Origin of the sequence: Acinetobacter sp. WCHAc010034, assembly GCF_001696615.3 — a bacterium.
Taxonomy (GTDB): Bacteria; Pseudomonadota; Gammaproteobacteria; order Pseudomonadales; family Moraxellaceae; genus Acinetobacter.
The window spans coordinates 3313348-3330075 of the sequence record NZ_CP032279.1; the positions used below are offsets into that span (position 1 = coordinate 3313348).

Consider the following 16728-nt stretch of genomic DNA (forward strand, 5'->3'; position numbering starts at 1 on the left):
GCGGCGTTTATTGCCGCGATATGACAGCAGGATGAAAGATGCATGAAAATAGGGCGGAACAGCGCCAGTCAGTGCGCAGGAATTGCCGTTTTTAATGCGGCTCTGCAGGAAATGCTGCAGATCCAGCCGCATCTTCGGGCAAGCTCCTGCAGATAAATATTTGTGTTAGTTATTGAATTTAAAATGAATTTATAAAAACGAAAAGCCGGAATCCAAATATCACCAAATCGTCATAAAGCTGTAACTTATCTGTCATATTCTAAAATCAAAATGCAGTTATCGAAATAAGTACAAAACTTAATAAAAAGTGGCGTACTCCTAAACTGCATCAAATAAGAGAGATGAGAATGCGCTTTACAAACATCGCAATTGCATTGGCACTAACTACTGGGGCGGCTGCTGCGACAACCGCAAACGCGGCGCGTGACACAATCCAAATCGCCGGTTCTTCTACAGTTTTGCCTTATGCAAGTATTGTAGCGGAAGAATTCGGCAATACTTTCCCGCAATTCAAAACGCCTGTAGTCGGTTCTGGCGGTTCTTCAGGCGGCCTGAAGCAGTTCTGCAGCGGTGTGGGCGACAACACTATTGATATCGCAAACGCATCTCGCAAAATTAAAGACACTGAATTGGCTGCCTGCAAAAAAGCCGGCGTAAATCAGGTCTTGGAAATCAAAATCGGCTATGACGGCATTGTGTTTGCATCAAACGTCAAAAAAGCCACTTACAAGTTGCGCCCGCAGCACGTATTCGCCGCGCTGGCAGCTGAGCTTCCTTCAAACGGAAAAATGGTTGCAAACCCGTATACGCGCTGGAACCAAATTGACAAATCGCTTCCAAATGAGCCAATCACTTTAGTGATTCCGGCATCTAACCACGGCACGCGTGAAGTGTTCCAGGAAAAAATGGTCGATGCAGGCTGTGAAACTTACGAAGCATTTGCCAAGCTGGACAAAGACGCTCAGAAAAAAGCATGCTCAACTTTCCGTAAAGACGGCAAAGTGATTGAAATTGCGGGCGACTATACTGAAACACTGGCGCGCTTAAAAACTTCTCCAAGCGCAGTGGGCGTGTTCGGCTTAGGCTTCTATGACCAGAACCGCGACAAACTGCGTGTAGCGACTGTAAACAATGTAGCACCGTCTGAGAAAACCATTCTGAACGGTTCGTACCCGGTATCGCGTCCACTGTTCTTCTACGTGAAAGGCGAACACCTGAAATCAATCAAAGGCTTGCCGCAGTACACAGAATTCTTCCTGAGCAAAAAAGTTTCAGGCAAAGGTTCTAAACTGGAAAAATCCGGCCTGATTTCTATGTCAGACAAAGAGCGTGCGCAAGTTCTTGCAAGCTTTAAAGCAGGCAAAGCGGTTAAATAAGTAATGCTGAATGAGCTGATGGCAGGGTGATCCTGCCTTTGGCTTTTTGCGAATAGAAAGTTTTTTCAAAGAATGAAAATTGAAAAAACGGTGGAGAATACATGAATCTGCTGCTTATAGGTGTATTGCTGGCGATTATTGCCATAGCCTATCAAATTGGCTTAACCAAAAGCCGGAAACTGGCAGGCCAGGGAAATAACTCAGCAATGCTGCATTCGCGCCCAGGCTATTACGGCGCCTTGGTTGCGCTCTGGTGCGGCATCCCTGCTTTTTTAATTTTGATTGTTTGGAATATTGTTGAACCGAACATTCTGAAGCAAGTGGTTTTAAATAATGTGCCTGAACAGATTAAAGCGACGCTTGATCCGGCCAGCATCAGCGTGCTGGTTGACCGCGTTCAGGCCCTTGCTTCAGGTTTTGGCGTAAGCGATGCGCCGGCTGCCTATGAACTGGCGGCTGCGCAGCAATTGGCTAAGTTTGAAAATATTGCCTCTTTCGCCAAGCTGGCTGTGGTGATCTGCGCTGCATTGATTGGCCTGGTTTGGGCGAAGCGCCGCGTAGAAAAACAGTACCGCGCACGCAACCAGGTTGAAAAAATCATTAACGTAGCCTTGGCGCTGTGTTCCGGCGTGGCGATTTTGACCACCATCGGCATTGTGATGTCGATGTTCAGTGAAGCCATGCGCTTCTTCAGCTTTGTCAGCCCATTCGACTTCTTCTTCGGCACGGAATGGAACCCGGGCTTCAGCACATCAGGCAATGCCGAAGGCAGCTACGGCCTGCTTCCGCTGCTGTGGGGCACCTTGATGGTCAGCGGCATTGCGCTGCTGGTTGCTGTGCCGGTGGGCCTGATGATCGCCATCTATCTGGCTGAATACGCTTCACCGCGCTTCCGCTCTTGGGCCAAGCCGACGATTGAAGTTTTAGCCGGCATTCCAACGATTGTTTACGGCGTATTCGCCCTGATGGTCATCGGGCCGTTTGCCAAAGACCTGGGCGCTTTGATTGGCTTGGACATCAATGCAACCAGCGCTTTAACAGCCGGCTTTGTGATGGGCATCATGATCATTCCTTTCGTATCGTCACTGTCGGATGACATTATCACTCAGGTGCCGCGCGCGCTGCGTGACGGTTCACTGGGCCTGGGCGCGACCAAGTCGGAAACCATCCGCCAGGTGGTGATTCCGGCGGCGCTTCCGGGCATTATCGGCGCATTCCTTTTGGCGGCCTCGCGCGCAATCGGCGAAACCATGATTGTGGTTCTGGCGGCCGGCAACAGCCCGCTGCTGCATATCAACCCGCTTGAAGCCGTGTCTACCGTAACCATTACCATTGTAAACCAGCTCACTGGCGATACAGACTTTGCCAGCCCGCAAGCATTGGTGGCATTCGCACTCGGTTTAACCTTGTTTGTGATTACCTTAGGTTTGAACATTGTGGCACTTTACATCGTGCGCAAATACCGTGAGCAATACGAATAATGAGCACTTCAAACACATCCTCTATGGATCAGGCATTGGACCAACGGGCTGCGGCTGAATTACGCGAAAAACGTAAAAAAACCATCGAAAGCTCTTTGGCGAAGCGCCACCGTAAAGAAAAAACTTTCCGCATCTTCGGCTTCTCTGCGGTGATTGCCGGCCTGTTCTTTGTCGCGCTGCTGTTCGGCAGCATCCTGGCCAAAGGCTTGCCTTCTTTTTGGCAAAGCAGCATGACGGTGCCGGTGTATTTTGATCCGGCCATCATTAACGCCGGCCCTAAGCCGGTGCAGAAAGCGGGCGAGTCCCCGGCGCACTATCAGGAACGCTATATTGCATGGCAAACCGACATGGGCATGGCGGACTGGGATGCGCTGATTGTCAACGGCTTGATTGCGAAAGATAAAGCGCTGGAAGCCAAGCGTGACGATTTAAGCTCGCTGTATACTAGCTCAGAAGCCTACCGCCTGCGCGATATGGTCTTTGCTGACCCGTCGCTGATTGGCAAAAAGCAGGACATTAAAGTTCTGGCTGACGCCAATGTGGATGTCTGGCTGGCCGGCAATATTGACCGTTCTTTGCCGGATGAGCAGCAGCAGCTGAGCCCTGAAGTGCGCCAGCTGGCGGATCAGCTGAAAGCGCAAGGCATTATCAGCAACAGCTTCAATACCAATATTTTCACCAGCCCGGATTCGCGCAGTTCGCCTGCAACTTCAGGCTTGGCCGGCGCATTCATGGGCTCGCTGTTCATGATGATGATCGTGATCCTGATCTCGATTCCAATCGGCGTTGCATCGGCAGTCTATCTGGAAGAATTTGCGCCGAAAAATGTGATTACAGATGTGATTGAAGTCAACATCAACAACTTGGCAGCTGTACCGTCAATTGTCTTCGGCCTGCTGGGCGCCTCGATCTTCATTGGCTGGATGCACATGCCTTTGTCCGCGCCTCTGGTCGGCGGCCTGGTGCTGAGCCTGATGACGCTGCCGACGGTGATCATCACCACGCGCGCATCACTTAAGGCGGTGCCGCCATCCATCCGCCAAGCGGCTTTAGGCTTGGGCGCTTCACGCCTGCAGACGGTGTTCCATCATGTGCTGCCGCTGGCTCTGCCGGGCATTCTGACCGGCGCGATTATCGGCGTAGCGCAGGCGCTGGGCGAAACCGCGCCGCTGCTGCTGATCGGCATGAGCGCTTTTGTCGCCAGCGTGCCGGCAACGCCGCTGGATCAGTCTACGGCATTGCCTGTGCAGATTTTCCTGTGGCAAGGCAATGAATTGCGCAACTTCTTCGAAGGCCGCACCGCGGCTGCCATTATCGTACTTCTCGCGCTGATGATCGGCCTGAACAGTTTAGCCATCTGGCTGCGCAAAAAGTTTGAAGTGCGCTGGTAATTGAGAGCATTATTATGAATATGGCAACGGCAACATCTAAAACGAATTCCTTAGATCAGGATAAAGCAGTGAACCAAGAGCAAAAGCAATTTACGGCTTCTCCGGAAGCGCAAAAGCAGCCATCGACTTCGTTTGTATCGCAGTTTGATACCCAGTCCAGCGCGAAAAAAGACGCCAAGTCGAAAAATGTTAAGCTCAGCACTTCAGATGTGCATGTGTACTACGGCGAAGCGGAAGCAATCAAAGGCATTGACCTGCAGGTCTATGAGAATGAAGTGATTGCGTTCATCGGGCCGTCCGGCTGCGGCAAATCGACTTTCCTGCGCACCTTGAACCGCATGAATGACACCATTGATTCCTGCCGCGTGACAGGCAAGGTGATGCTGGACAATCAGGATATTTATGACCCGAATCTGGACGTGGTGCTGCTGCGCGCGCAGGTCGGCATGGTGTTCCAGAAGCCGAACCCGTTCCCGAAATCTATTTTTGACAATGTGGCGTATGGCCCTAAGCTGCACGGCTTGGCGCGCGACAAATACGACATGGAAGAAATTGTTGAAAACAGCCTGCGCAAAGCCGGCCTGTGGGATGAAGTGAAAGACCGCTTAAGCCAGCCGGGCACCGGCCTGTCAGGCGGCCAGCAGCAGCGTTTATGTATTGCGCGCACCATTGCGGTCAGCCCGGAAGTGATTCTGATGGATGAGCCGTGTTCTGCGCTGGATCCGATTGCGACTGCGAAAGTGGAAGAGCTGATTTCAGAGCTTTCTACCCAGTACACCATTGCGATTGTAACCCACTCCATGCAGCAGGCGGCGCGCGTGTCTGACCGCACAGCGTACTTCCATTTGGGTGACCTGATTGAAGTCAACTCGACTGAAAAAGTCTTTACCCAGCCGGATCATCAGCTGACAGAAGCCTACATTACTGGCCGTTTCGGTTAATTTTCGGCATCTCAGCCACGCATAGAAAAGAGCCGGAAGGCTCTTTTTTATTGCGCTGCCTGTGCAAACAGCTGCGCCTTTGCGTCATTCAGCTTCTGCATCAGCAGCGCTTTTTCAGCATCCAGCTGCTGCATGGTTCCGATGTCAGATGTTTTCAAAGCCGTTAAATAGCGCGCAAAGAAATCCATCAAAGTCAGCAGTTCGGCTTGAACGCGCAGCGCTTCGGGGCTGCGCAGCGCCAGCTTCTGCACAGCGGCGGCCATATCTTCAAGCTGCAGCTGCATGTTGGCAAATTGAGCTTCTGTAACGGCATGCTCAGCGTCAGCATCAATTTGTGAAAACAGGGCCGCAACCGCAGGCGAATGGGCAGCGGAGAAGTCTTTAAACTGCTGCAGATCTGACTGATAAGCTTCAGCGGCGTATGCTTGCGCTGCAGGCAGGCTTTGCGCAAAACCAGGGCTGGAAATGCTGGCGGAGAGCAGGGCCGCAAGAAAGGCGCTGCGCGCAGGCCTGCGCAGGAGAAGATTGAACATAATGCGCTAATTACCTGTAAAGAGGGTGGATTGCTGCCGGGCTGATAGCAAAAAGCAGCTTATCCGGATTCCGGTTTTAATTGAAGGCATTGTACAGTTTTTGATGCATAAGTTTCTGCAATGATAATTATTTTCAAAATATAAATTGAATTCCGGGGGCGCCGCCCGCATCTTATGCATTATAAAATATGAATTAAACGGGCCTGTATCTGTATGCTATTTCACACATCTAAATTGCCTGCTGAAATCCGCGTCAGCCATTTAAATGCGCGCATTAATGAACAGCGCAAAAAAATCGCGCAAACAACGGCCTCCAAATTAGAGCTGCTCCAGCTGGCGCAGCAGCTGTCCAAAGAAGCGCGCGCCCGCAAAAAAACCAATCAGAAAATTTATGTTTTGGACTTTAAAGGCGACACTGCAGCGTCGGCCGTTGAGCAGCTGCGTGAAGAAGTCACCTTGATTTTGGCCACGGCTAAAGCCGGCAAGGACCGTGTAGTGGTGCGCCTGGAAAGCCCGGGCGGCATGGTGCATGGCTACGGCTTGGCGGCTGCGCAGCTGGTGCGCTTGCGTGATGCGGGCTTTCACCTGACGGTTTGCGTAGACAAAGTGGCTGCCAGCGGCGGCTATATGATGGCCTGCATTGGCTCAGAGATTGTTTCTGCGCCTTTTGCTGTGGTGGGTTCCATAGGCGTTGTAGCGCAAGTGCCGAACTTCAACCGCCTGCTGAAGGAAAAGCATATTGATTTCGAATTGTATACCGCAGGCCAGTATAAGCGCACCGTGACCATGTTCGGCGAAAATACCGAAGAAGGCAAAGCCAAGTTTGAAGAAGAACTGCAGCAGACCCATGCGCTGTTTAAGCACTTTGTGGAAAAATACCGCCCGCAGCTGAATGTGGAAAAAGTGGCAACCGGCGAGCACTGGTATGGGCACGATGCGCTGGATCTGAATCTGGTTGACCGCCTGCAGACTTCAGACGAGTTCTTGCTGAATCTGCTGCCGCAGCATGATATCTATGTGATTGAAACGCGCCGCAAGCCGACCCTAGGCGAGAAGCTGGGCTTGCATGCTGCGCAGGTGGCCGATGCGCTGGTTCCGGCGCTGATGAATAAATTTGCTGAAACTTTGCTGAAAGCCAATTCAGGTTCAGTGCAGCTGCGCGACCCGAAACTTTAACCGCAGCCGGGCTGCACGCCAGTCCGCGCTGTTTAAGCCAGTCAATTTAATTATTGGCTGGCTTTTTTAATTGAGCGTTTTATCTATGATGCCGCTGGCCTGCGCTTATGCCGCGCAGCATCGGTGCATCGAAGGTTTTGAGGATGGTAGCAAGGCCTGCCGTTTTTAAACATTCCAGCCAGCTTGAGCGCTCAAATAAGCAAAATCACATGGCCATTCTGAAAAAATAATCAAAACAGCATTGCAGGCAAAGCGTTTTTGCAGCATTAACCATACAGGCTGCAGGGATGATGCGCGCCATTTAGGTGTAGACTGGCATTGCAAGATTCCAGCCGGCAAGAAAAAAGCGGCGGATGGCCCGCGGGAGCAATGGTTTCCTTAACAGCGGCAGCCATGCATGGAAGCGGCGGCGGACTTTAGCCTGCCGGCCATTTCGGCATGCCGCGGCGGGCGTACATTTTTATCCTATTTTATGTTCCGCCATGAAATACAGCGTTGATCGGCATTTATGCGTGCATAGTGCCGAGATGAAAGGAATGCGTGATGCAATTGAACCAGCTTAATTTATTCCATGAAAAAGCCTGCATAGGCGGCCAATGGCTCGATGCCCAAAGCCGGCAGACGGCAGAGGTCATCAATCCTGCAACTTTAGAAGTCATCGGTTCTGTGCCGAATATGGGCAAGGCTGAAGCCGAACAAGCGATTCAGGCTGCGAAAGATGCATGGCCTGCGTGGAAAGCCAAAACGGCAAAAGAGCGCTCAATTATTTTAAAAAAATGGAATGATCTGCTGCTGCAGCATGCGGACGAACTGGCATTCATTTTAACCAGCGAGCAGGGCAAGCCTTTGGCGGAAGCGAAAGGCGAAATTATTTATGCGGCCAGTTTTGTGGAATGGTTTGCCGAAGAAGCCAAGCGTACTTATGGTGATGTGATTCCAAGCCCATATGCAGATGCGCAGATTGTGGTGACTAAGCAGCCGGTCGGCATTGTGGCTGCGATTACCCCGTGGAATTTTCCAGCGGCCATGATTACCCGCAAAGTAGCTCCGGCATTGGCGGCCGGCTGTCCCTGCATTGTTAAGCCTGCGCCGGAAACGCCATTTACAGCGCTGGCTATGGCGGATTTGGCGATGCAGGCCGGCGTGCCGGGAGAAGTCTTCAGCGTTATTACCGGCGATGCAGTCCAAATCGGCGATGCATTTTTTGCAAGCAATGAGGTCAGGAAATTCACGTTTACCGGTTCTACGCCTGTGGGCAAAATGCTGCTGGAAAGATCCGCTAAGACTTTGAAGAAAGTTTCGCTGGAGCTGGGCGGCAATGCGCCGTTTATTGTCTTTGATGATGCAAATCTGGAAGATGCGGTAAACGGCGCATTAATCGCCAAATTCAGAAATGCCGGGCAGACCTGCGTTTGCGTGAACCGCTTTCTGGTGCAGGCTGGCATTTATGAGCAGTTTATCCAGCGCCTGAATGAAAAAATGCAGGCGTTTTCAATTGGAAACGGCCTGGAGGGCGGCCATGATATTGGGCCGGTGATTAATCAGAATGCGGTGAAAAAAGTGCAGTCGCATATTCAGGATGCATTGGATAAAGGCGCAAAATTGATTCGCGGTGGCCGTCCGCATGCTGCCGGCGCGCTGTTCTTTGAGCCGACCCTGATCGCTGATGTCACGCCGGAGATGGATGTGGCAACGCAGGAAACTTTTGGCCCGCTGGCGGCTGTATTTAAATTTGAGACCGAGCGCCAGGCGCTAGAAATGGCGAATGATACAGATTTCGGTTTGGCATCCTACTGCTATACCAATAACCTAGGCCGCGCATGGCGCATGAGCCAGCAGCTGGAATACGGCATGGTGGGCATCAATAAGGGCATTATTTCCAATGAGGTCGCGCCTTTTGGCGGCGTCAAGCATTCGGGCTTAGGCCGCGAAGGCTCTAAATACGGTATTGAAGACTATATGGAAATCAAATACACCTTATTTGGCGGGCTTGAGGAATAAGCGGTGATGGCTGAAGCCTGAGCGGGCAGCTGTATTAATCAGGCTGATTTTTAAACAATATTTAATTCGTAATGGAAGTTCCCTCTCCTTTTTAAGGAGAGGGGTAGGGAGAGGATTTTATTGAAAAAATTCCCTCATCCTAACCTTCTCCCAAAGGGAGAAGGAACTTCCAATATTAATTTTACTGCCAATTAATAGTTACTTGTTGATTTATGAAAGGTATCTATTTAAGATGTCCTAGAATTTAAAAAAAAGCCAGTCAATGTCTTAACTGACTGGCATTAGCTTTCTCAGCGGCCTTTTTGATTCTGGAACAATTTGAGACGCGTTACTCAGTAGCTTCTAAAATTTCAAAATCATGGGTAATTTCAACGCCGCCGTCAGACAGCATTTTGCTGGCGGAGCAGTATTTCTCAGCAGAAAGCTCAACCGCTTTCGCCACCTGCTTTTCTTTAACGCCTTTGCCGCTGACCACAAAGTGCAAATGGATTTTGGTAAATACCGCAGGAATGCTGTCGGCGCGTTCGGCGCTCAGCTCGCAGCGCACATCGCTGATGTCCTGGCGGGCTTTCTTTAAAATGGTCACAATATCAAAAGACGCGCAGCCGCCCAGGCCAGTCAAAATCAGCTCCATCGGGCGCGGGCCGCGGTTCTCACCGCCGTATTCTGCCGAGCCATCCATGATAATGCTGTGGCCGCTTTGAGTTTTTGCCTCAAAAGCGACATTCTCTAGCCAATGAACACTTGTTTGCATTGCAACTACCTAAAAAAAGCTATAGATTTACGAAGTGCCTGTACACTAACATAAATTGAGCTGATAAGGAATTTCATCTCTTACGTGTGACAAGTTCATTTTAGGTCTGTGCGATCTATAAATTATCCATATCCGGAACCGTTAGCATGACTTCAAACTTTTCACAACTTAGCACAGATGCGCTGTCGCCAGGTCAGCTTCCTGAGTCAGTTAAAGCATTACTAAAACGTGCATACATAAATCGTTACCCAAAACGCACGACAATCGTAGATGCAGGATCAGAATCCAAATCGCTGTATTTGATTCTGAAGGGGTCTGTATCCATCATCCTAAGTGAAGATGATGAGCGTGAAATCGTGGTTGCGTATTTAAACGCGGGTGATTTTTTTGGGGAAATGGGTCTATTCGAAACCAATGCGCAGCGCACGGCGGAAGTCCGCACGCGTGATGTCTGCGAAATTGCCGAAGTGACTTATGAAAACTTCCATGAGCTGAGCAAGCAGTATCCAGATTTAAGCTATGCTGTTTTTGCCCAGCTGGTGCGCCGCTTGAAAAATACCACGCGCAAAGTCACTGACTTGGCGTTTATAGATGTGTCCGGCCGCATTGCGCGCTGCCTGATCGACCTGTCTTCTCAGCCGGAAGCGATGATTCTGCCGAATGGCCGCCAGATCCGCATTACCCGCCAGGAAATTGGCCGCATTGTCGGCTGCTCGCGTGAGATGGTCGGCCGTGTTCTGAAAACGCTGGAAGAGCAGGGCATGATTGAAACAGACGGCAAAGCCATTCTGATTTTTGATGCATCTTTAGAAGCCAACAATGAATTTTCATCAGATGATATTGATGATGAAGAATGAGTTCTAAGGAACTGAAAAAAAGCAAATCTTCGGGTTTGCTTTTTTTATGCCCAGCTTTCCTGAAAACCGCGGCCAAGCCGGCAAAATAGTGATTTAACTTAGAGGCTGAAATTGGTTAGTCTTAGTGATGAAGCTATTCAGCCTGATATAAAAATACAGCAAGGATTAAGAGTGTTATGCAGTTTAAACCTTTAGCCAATACCGGCATTTCAGTGCCGGAAATCTGCCTGGGCACCATGACTTTCGGTGAGCAGAATACGCAGCAGCAGGCCTTTCAGCAGCTGGACTATGCTTTGGAGCGCGGCTTGAATTTCTGGGATACTGCAGAAATGTATCCGGTGCCGCCTAAGCGGGAAACGCAGGGCGCCACGGAGCGCATCATCGGCAATTGGCTTGCAACGCGCGGCGGGCGCGACAAGCTGTTTTTAGCCTCTAAAATTGCAGGGCCGGGGCAAGGCGGCAGCCAGATCCGCGGCGGCGCGACCCGCTATACCGCAGCCGAAATTTCCTCCGCGCTGGATGGCAATCTGCAGCGCCTGCAGACCGACTATATTGACCTGTACCAGCTGCACTGGCCGCAGCGCCCGGCCAATTTCTTTGGCAAGCTGGGCTACGGCAATACTGAAGCCGGCAGCGCTCAAGATATTACTGCGCTGGAAGAAACCCTGACAGCTTTAAGCGCTGAAGTGAAAAAAGGCCGCATCCGCGCGATTGGCCTGTCCAACGAAACGCCGTGGGGCACATTGAAATTCCTGCATTTAGCGGAAAAGCTGGGTCTGGAAAAAGTCGTCAGCGTGCAAAACCCCTACAGCCTGCTGAACCGGACTTATGAAATCGGCATGTCGGAAATTGCAAAATTTGAAGGCGTGGGCCTGCTGGCCTATTCGCCTTTGGCCTTCGGCTATCTTAGCGGGAAATTCCGCAACGGCGCGCGGCCGGCCAATGCGCGGGTGACTTTATTCAGCCGTTTCAGCCGCTACAGCAATCCGCAAAGCGAATGGGCCACTGAACAGTATGCGCAGCTGGCGGAACAGCATGGCCTGACATTAACCCAGCTGGCATTGGCCTTTATCAAGCAGCAGTTTTTTGTGACCAGCACCATTATTGGCGCGACCAGTTTGGAGCAGCTACAAGAAAATATTGATGCGTTTCAGGTTAATCTTTCGGAAGAGATTCTGCAGGGCATTGAAGAAATTCACCGCCGGCAGCCGAATCCGGCGCCATAAAGCGCTGTCAATAAAAAATACCCTTAATTTTTAAGGGTATTTTTTTCGGCTTTGCCAAAAAATTGGGCAGAATGCCGCGGAATCTGGCTGCAACTGAATCTTTCTGCAAAATTAATCGGATTTTTAGAACAAAAGACTTGAAATTATTTTTCAGCAGACCAATATTAGTACTGATATCTAGAAAGTCTAATTTGCTAAGTTTTTGAAAAATATATAAAAATTTAGTTGAAAAATCGTTGAGTGTTCCCATATATCCATCAAGTACAAAATTTGTTGTGAGGAATAACAAGAATGCGTTTTGAAAAATTCACCAACCGCCTGCAGCAAGCCCTATCTGATGCGCAATCATTGGCCATGGGCAAAGACCATGCTGCAATTGAAGGCATTCATATCCTGTCGGCTTTGCTAGAAGAGGCTTCTAATTTAAGCCTGCTGCAGCAGTCGGGCACCAGCCTGCCGGAGCTGAAAACAAAGCTGCAGCAGGCGCTGAGTGACGCGCCAACCTTAGCCAATCCAACGGGCGACATCAACCTCAGTCCGGATGCGGTCAAAGCGCTGAATCTGGCCGACAGCTTTGCCCAGAAAGCCGGCGATGAGTTTCTGTCTACCGACTGGGTCATGCTGGGGCTGGCTGAAACCGGCGCGACCAAAACGCTATTGAACAGCGCGGGCCTGAAAACCGACAGCTTGCGCAATGTAATTACTAAAATCCGAGGTGATGAAAAAGTCATGAGCAATAATCATGAAGATCAGCGCGACTCACTGAATAAATATACGATTGACCTGACCGAACGCGCGCTGGCCGGCAAGCTTGACCCGGTGATTGGCCGTGATGATGAAATCCGCCGCACGGTGCAGGTGCTGTCGCGCCGCACCAAAAACAACCCGGTGCTGATTGGAGAGCCGGGGGTCGGTAAAACCGCGATTGTAGAAGGCTTGGCGCAGCGCATTGTCAACGGCGAAGTGCCGGAAAGCCTGAAAGACAAGCGGGTATTATCCCTGGATCTGGGTTCGCTGCTGGCGGGCGCAAAATACCGCGGCGAATTTGAAGAGCGCCTGAAAGCGGTGCTGAAAGATCTGGCCAAGCAGGAAGGCGCAGTCATCCTGTTTATTGATGAGCTGCATACCTTGGTGGGCGCAGGCAAGGGCGAGGGCGCAATGGACGCCGGCAACATGCTGAAGCCTGCTTTAGCGCGCGGCGAGCTGCGCTGCGTGGGTGCAACCACTTTGGATGAATACCGCCAGTTTATTGAAAAAGACGCCGCGCTGGAGCGCCGTTTCCAGAAAGTGCTGGTGGATGAACCGAGTGTGGAAGACACCGTTGCCATTCTGCGCGGCCTGAAAGACCGCTATGCAACGCATCATGGCGTGCAGATTCTGGATTCGGCCATTATCGCCGCCGCCAAAATGTCGCACCGCTACATCACCGACCGCCAGCTGCCGGACAAAGCCATTGACCTGATTGATGAAGCGGCTTCGCGCATTAAGATGGAGCTGGACTCCAAGCCGGAAGCTTTAGATAAGCTGGAGCGCCGCCTGATTCAGCTGAAAATGCAGCTGGAAGTGGTGAAAAAAGATGATGATGCAGGCAGCAAAGCCGAAGTGGCGAACCTTGAGCGCCAAATTGCAGAAATCCAAACCGAATACAATGATTTGGAAGAAGTATGGCGCGCCGACAAAGCGCTGGTTGAAGGCAACAAAGACATTCAGGTGAAGCTGGATCAGGCGCGCATTGCTCTGGAAAAAGCCCAGCGTGAAGGCGATTTGGGCGAAGCCGGACGCCTGCAGTACGGCGTGATTCCAGACCTGCAGAAACAGCTGGAGCGCATAGAAGCTGCGGAAGAGAATGAATCGCCGAAACTGCTGCGCAACAAAGTCACAGACAATGAAATTGCCGAAGTAGTGAGCGCGGCCACCGGCATTCCTGTAGCGAAAATGATGCAGGGCGAGCGTGAAAAGCTGCTGAATATGGAAGACTACCTGCATAACCGCGTGGTTGGCCAGGACGAAGCTGTGGTGGCGGTTTCCAATGCTGTGCGCCGTTCACGCGCCGGCCTGTCAGATCCTAACCGCCCAAGCGGATCGTTCCTGTTCCTTGGCCCTACAGGCGTGGGTAAAACTGAATTGACCAAAGCTTTGGCCAGCTTCCTGTTTGACAGCGATGACGCGATGATCCGCATCGATATGTCCGAATTCATGGAAAAGCATTCCGTGAGCCGCCTGGTCGGCGCGCCTCCAGGCTATGTCGGCTATGAAGAAGGCGGCGTTTTGACCGAAGCTGTGCGCCGCAAGCCGTATAGCGTGGTGCTGTTTGATGAGGTTGAAAAAGCCCATCCGGATGTCTTCAACATCCTGCTGCAGGTGCTGGATGATGGGCGCTTGACGGATTCACAAGGCCGCGTGGTGGACTTTAAGAATACCGTGATTGTCATGACATCCAACCTGGGTTCCAGCGATGTGCGTGAACTGGGTGAAGGCGCGACGGATGATGAAGTGCGCGCAGTGGTCATGAGCGCGGTAACGCAGCATTTCCGCCCGGAATTCATCAACCGTATTGATGAGCTGGTGGTCTTCCATTCGCTGCAAAAAGCGCAAATCCGCGGCATTGCCGATATTCAGCTGGCCCGCCTGCGCGCGCGCTTAAGCGAAAGGGATATGAGCTTAACTGTGGATGACAGCGCCTTTGATCAGCTGATTGAAGCCGGTTTTGACCCTCTGTATGGCGCCCGCCCATTGAAGCGCGCTATACAGCAGCAGGTTGAAAATACATTGGCGCAAAAAATCCTGTCCGGGGAATTTCAGGCAGGAGACACCATTGTTGTCCGGGGTGAAAATGGCCATCTCAGCTTTGAAAAATTAAAGCTAAGCTGATGCGCTGAATCAGCTTGCTGTTGAAAACACCATAAGGAACCCGGCTTCGGCCGGGTTCCTTATTTTGCACTTGTCGAATTTCCTCATTTAAATGCGCAAAGCGGATTGCATTTGTTCAAATGATGGAACTAATATGATGAATGCGCTGCTGCACAAAAACAGGCCTTCTGCGCATGCAGTTAAAACAAGAAAAATAGCGCTCTGGGTGATGAAGGGGCAGCAGGGAATAAACACGATGATGGGGTCTAAGCGATTGCGGCGCCTGAATAATGGGCCATACGGTGAAGATCGGCGTGCAGCAGGCATTGCGGTGCATGCGGCCATGCTTATTTGCGGCATGGCTCAAAAATGCCGCGCCAATGCCGGATTTCGGGGTTCTGCAGGCGGTTTTTTGCTGGCGGACTGCTATCGCTGCCATGCGTGGCGCTTTTTGATTAAACATGACTGTCGGGGAAAAGATGACTGCCTGGCTCAGCCAAAGAACGCATCTTTGCATATCGCGCCTGACCCTACTTTAAAGGTGGCTTGAATATGGGACTGTTGCTGGCTGCATCACACCGGTTTCTCGCGCTGGCTTGCCGGAAAGCGTTTCATCGCTTCCAGCATCAGGCCGGCCAGTTAGAGCGGGTTCAGCGCGCCAAGCTGAGCCAATTGTTAAAGCAGCATAGCGGGCAAAGCATCAGCTATGAACGCTTTGCGGAAAAATATCCCCTAACTAGCTATGCCGACTGGCAGGCCAAAATTGAGCAGTCGCGCCAATGCGGCAAAAACTTTCTGAGCGCGGGGAAAATTGTCCGCTTTAAGCCTACCAGCGGCTCCGGTGAAGCGCTGAAATTTATTCCGTATACGGAAATATTCCTCAGTGAGCTGGATCAGGCGGCCGGCTTATGGCTGGCCAGCCTGTATCAGCGCCATCCGCAGCTGAAAAATTCAACGCATTACTGGCCGGTGTCCTGGCTGCCGGAAAGCCAAAGACAGTTGCTTGAAAGCAGCAATCTGAACAATGACAGCGCATTGCTGAATGCCTCCAGGCATATCCTGAACAGTATTACGCAATCCGTGCCTGCGGAAATCGCTATGGCGCAGTCTGCCGATGACGCCATGTTTGCGACAGCCGTCTACCTTGCAGCGGACAAGCGCTTAGGCATGATTTCGGTCAGGAGCCCGACTTCCGCTCTGCAGCTGCTGGAGATGATTGAACGGCATCAGCCTGAAATCACCGCGGTGCTGACCACCGGTAAATGGCCGCGTCCAAGCCTGGCTTTTCTGCCTGCGCCAAAATCCTGCGAGCAGAGCTATAAGTTGAAGCATTTGAACCTTAAAGATCCGCAGTCATGGAAAAAGCTTTGGCCAAGGTTAAGCTTAATTTCCAGCTGGGATACCGCCAGCGCCGAGCAATGGGCAGTCCAGCTGCAGGCGCGTATTGCAGGCGTGGCTTTTGAAGGGAAAGGGTTGTGGGCGACCGAAGCTGTGGTTACGGTACCGTTTGAAGGCCAGTATCCTTTAAGCTATCAATCGCATTTCTATGAATTTCTGCTGCAGGATTCGCAGCAGCTGGTGCCAAGCTGGAAGCTGAAGCAGGGCGACATTGTCAGTCCGGTCATTACATCAGGGGCAGGCTTAATCCGTTATTTGATTGAAGATGAACTGGAAGTGACCGGTTTCTATCAGCAGGTGCCGTGCTTTAAATTTCTGGGCCGCAAAATGACGGTTGATCTAGCCGGAGAAAAACTGGATCAGAGCATGGCGGCGCAGGTGCTGGCCTGCTTTAAGCGGGAAGACTACGCGCCTGTCAGCCTGCTGGGCATAGAGCAGTGTAGCCTGAAAAAGCCGCACTATATTCTGCTGAGTGAGGGCAATGGCCTGCATCAGCCCAGCGTTGAAGAGCTGGACCGGCAATTGAAGCAAAGCTTTGGCTATGAACTGGCGCGTGACTTGGGTCAATTGGACGCGCCGGAAATTAAGCATGTAGATGACGCATGGCATTATTATAAGTCGCTGGCGCTGCACAACGGCATGCTGGAAGGCAGCATCAGGCCGGAACCGCTGAAAAAAATGAGAACAAAAATATACTGATAAGCCTAAGCCAGCGCGCAAAGGAATGCGCATTGCTCAGGCATG

The 16728-nt window shown here is 51.4% G+C and carries 13 protein-coding genes; 11 read left to right on the forward strand and 2 right to left on the reverse strand.

Features of this window, described 5'->3' with window-relative positions; all coding sequences use genetic code 11:
- Positions 1–347 precede the first annotated feature (347 nt).
- The 4 genes from BEN74_RS17545 to pstB all read left to right on the forward strand — a co-directional run bounded on the left by BEN74_RS17545 (position 348) and on the right by pstB (position 5189).
- A complete protein-coding gene (locus tag BEN74_RS17545; protein ID WP_068910708.1) occupies positions 348–1376 on the forward strand; it encodes a substrate-binding domain-containing protein in 1029 nt (342 codons plus the stop codon).
- A gap of 101 nt (positions 1377–1477) precedes the next feature.
- A complete protein-coding gene (gene pstC / locus BEN74_RS17550) occupies positions 1478–2857 on the forward strand; it encodes a phosphate ABC transporter permease subunit PstC (RefSeq protein ID WP_068910709.1) in 1380 nt (459 codons plus the stop codon).
- Positions 2857–4248 (forward strand): phosphate ABC transporter permease PstA, encoded by a 1392-nt coding sequence (pstA, locus tag BEN74_RS17555; protein WP_068910710.1) that lies wholly within the window; start codon positions 2857–2859, stop codon positions 4246–4248. The genes pstC and pstA overlap by 1 nt, the downstream gene beginning before the upstream one ends.
- 14 nt (positions 4249–4262) lie before the next feature.
- A complete protein-coding gene (gene pstB, locus BEN74_RS17560; protein ID WP_068910711.1) occupies positions 4263–5189 on the forward strand; it encodes a phosphate ABC transporter ATP-binding protein PstB in 927 nt (308 codons plus the stop codon).
- A gap of 47 nt (positions 5190–5236) precedes the next feature.
- Here pstB and BEN74_RS17565 read toward each other — a convergent pair whose 3' ends face one another.
- A complete protein-coding gene (locus BEN74_RS17565; RefSeq protein ID WP_068910712.1) occupies positions 5237–5722 on the reverse strand; it encodes a hypothetical protein in 486 nt (161 codons plus the stop codon).
- Between the two features lie 213 nt (positions 5723–5935).
- Here BEN74_RS17565 and sohB point away from each other — a divergent pair, with 213 nt between their 5' ends.
- Complete coding sequence (sohB, locus tag BEN74_RS17570) at positions 5936–6898, forward strand: protease SohB (RefSeq protein WP_068910713.1); 963 nt, start codon at positions 5936–5938, stop codon at positions 6896–6898.
- A 543-nt stretch (positions 6899–7441) separates the two neighbouring features.
- Positions 7442–8899 carry an NAD-dependent succinate-semialdehyde dehydrogenase gene (locus BEN74_RS17575; protein WP_068910714.1) on the forward strand — a complete coding sequence of 486 codons (1458 nt, stop codon included), beginning with the start codon at positions 7442–7444 and terminating at the stop codon, positions 8897–8899.
- A 328-nt stretch (positions 8900–9227) separates the two neighbouring features.
- Here BEN74_RS17575 and BEN74_RS17580 read toward each other — a convergent pair whose 3' ends face one another.
- The gene (locus BEN74_RS17580; RefSeq protein ID WP_068910715.1) at positions 9228–9653 is read right to left on the reverse strand and encodes an OsmC family protein; all 426 of its coding nucleotides are present in this window, start codon (positions 9651–9653) and stop codon (positions 9228–9230) included.
- A gap of 146 nt (positions 9654–9799) precedes the next feature.
- Between BEN74_RS17580 and crp the strand changes: the two genes are divergently transcribed.
- The 5 genes from crp (at position 9800) to BEN74_RS17610 (ending at position 16683) form a co-directional block, all read left to right on the forward strand.
- On the forward strand, positions 9800–10510 hold the full coding sequence (gene crp, locus BEN74_RS17585) for a cAMP-activated global transcriptional regulator CRP (protein ID WP_068910716.1): 711 nt from the start codon (positions 9800–9802) through the stop codon (positions 10508–10510).
- 176 nt (positions 10511–10686) lie between these two features.
- Positions 10687–11736, forward strand: a complete 1050-nt coding sequence (locus BEN74_RS17590; RefSeq protein ID WP_068910717.1) for an NADP(H)-dependent aldo-keto reductase — start codon at positions 10687–10689, stop codon at positions 11734–11736.
- A gap of 291 nt (positions 11737–12027) precedes the next feature.
- Positions 12028–14607, forward strand: a complete 2580-nt coding sequence (gene clpB, locus BEN74_RS17600) for an ATP-dependent chaperone ClpB (protein WP_068910719.1) — start codon at positions 12028–12030, stop codon at positions 14605–14607.
- Between the two features lie 133 nt (positions 14608–14740).
- Positions 14741–15136: a hypothetical protein gene (locus BEN74_RS17605; protein ID WP_068910720.1), complete on the forward strand. Its 396-nt coding sequence runs from the start codon at positions 14741–14743 to the stop codon at positions 15134–15136.
- Between the two features lie 2 nt (positions 15137–15138).
- The gene (locus BEN74_RS17610) at positions 15139–16683 is read left to right on the forward strand and encodes a GH3 family domain-containing protein (RefSeq protein ID WP_068910721.1); all 1545 of its coding nucleotides are present in this window, start codon (positions 15139–15141) and stop codon (positions 16681–16683) included.
- The last annotated feature ends 45 nt before the right edge of the window (positions 16684–16728 follow it).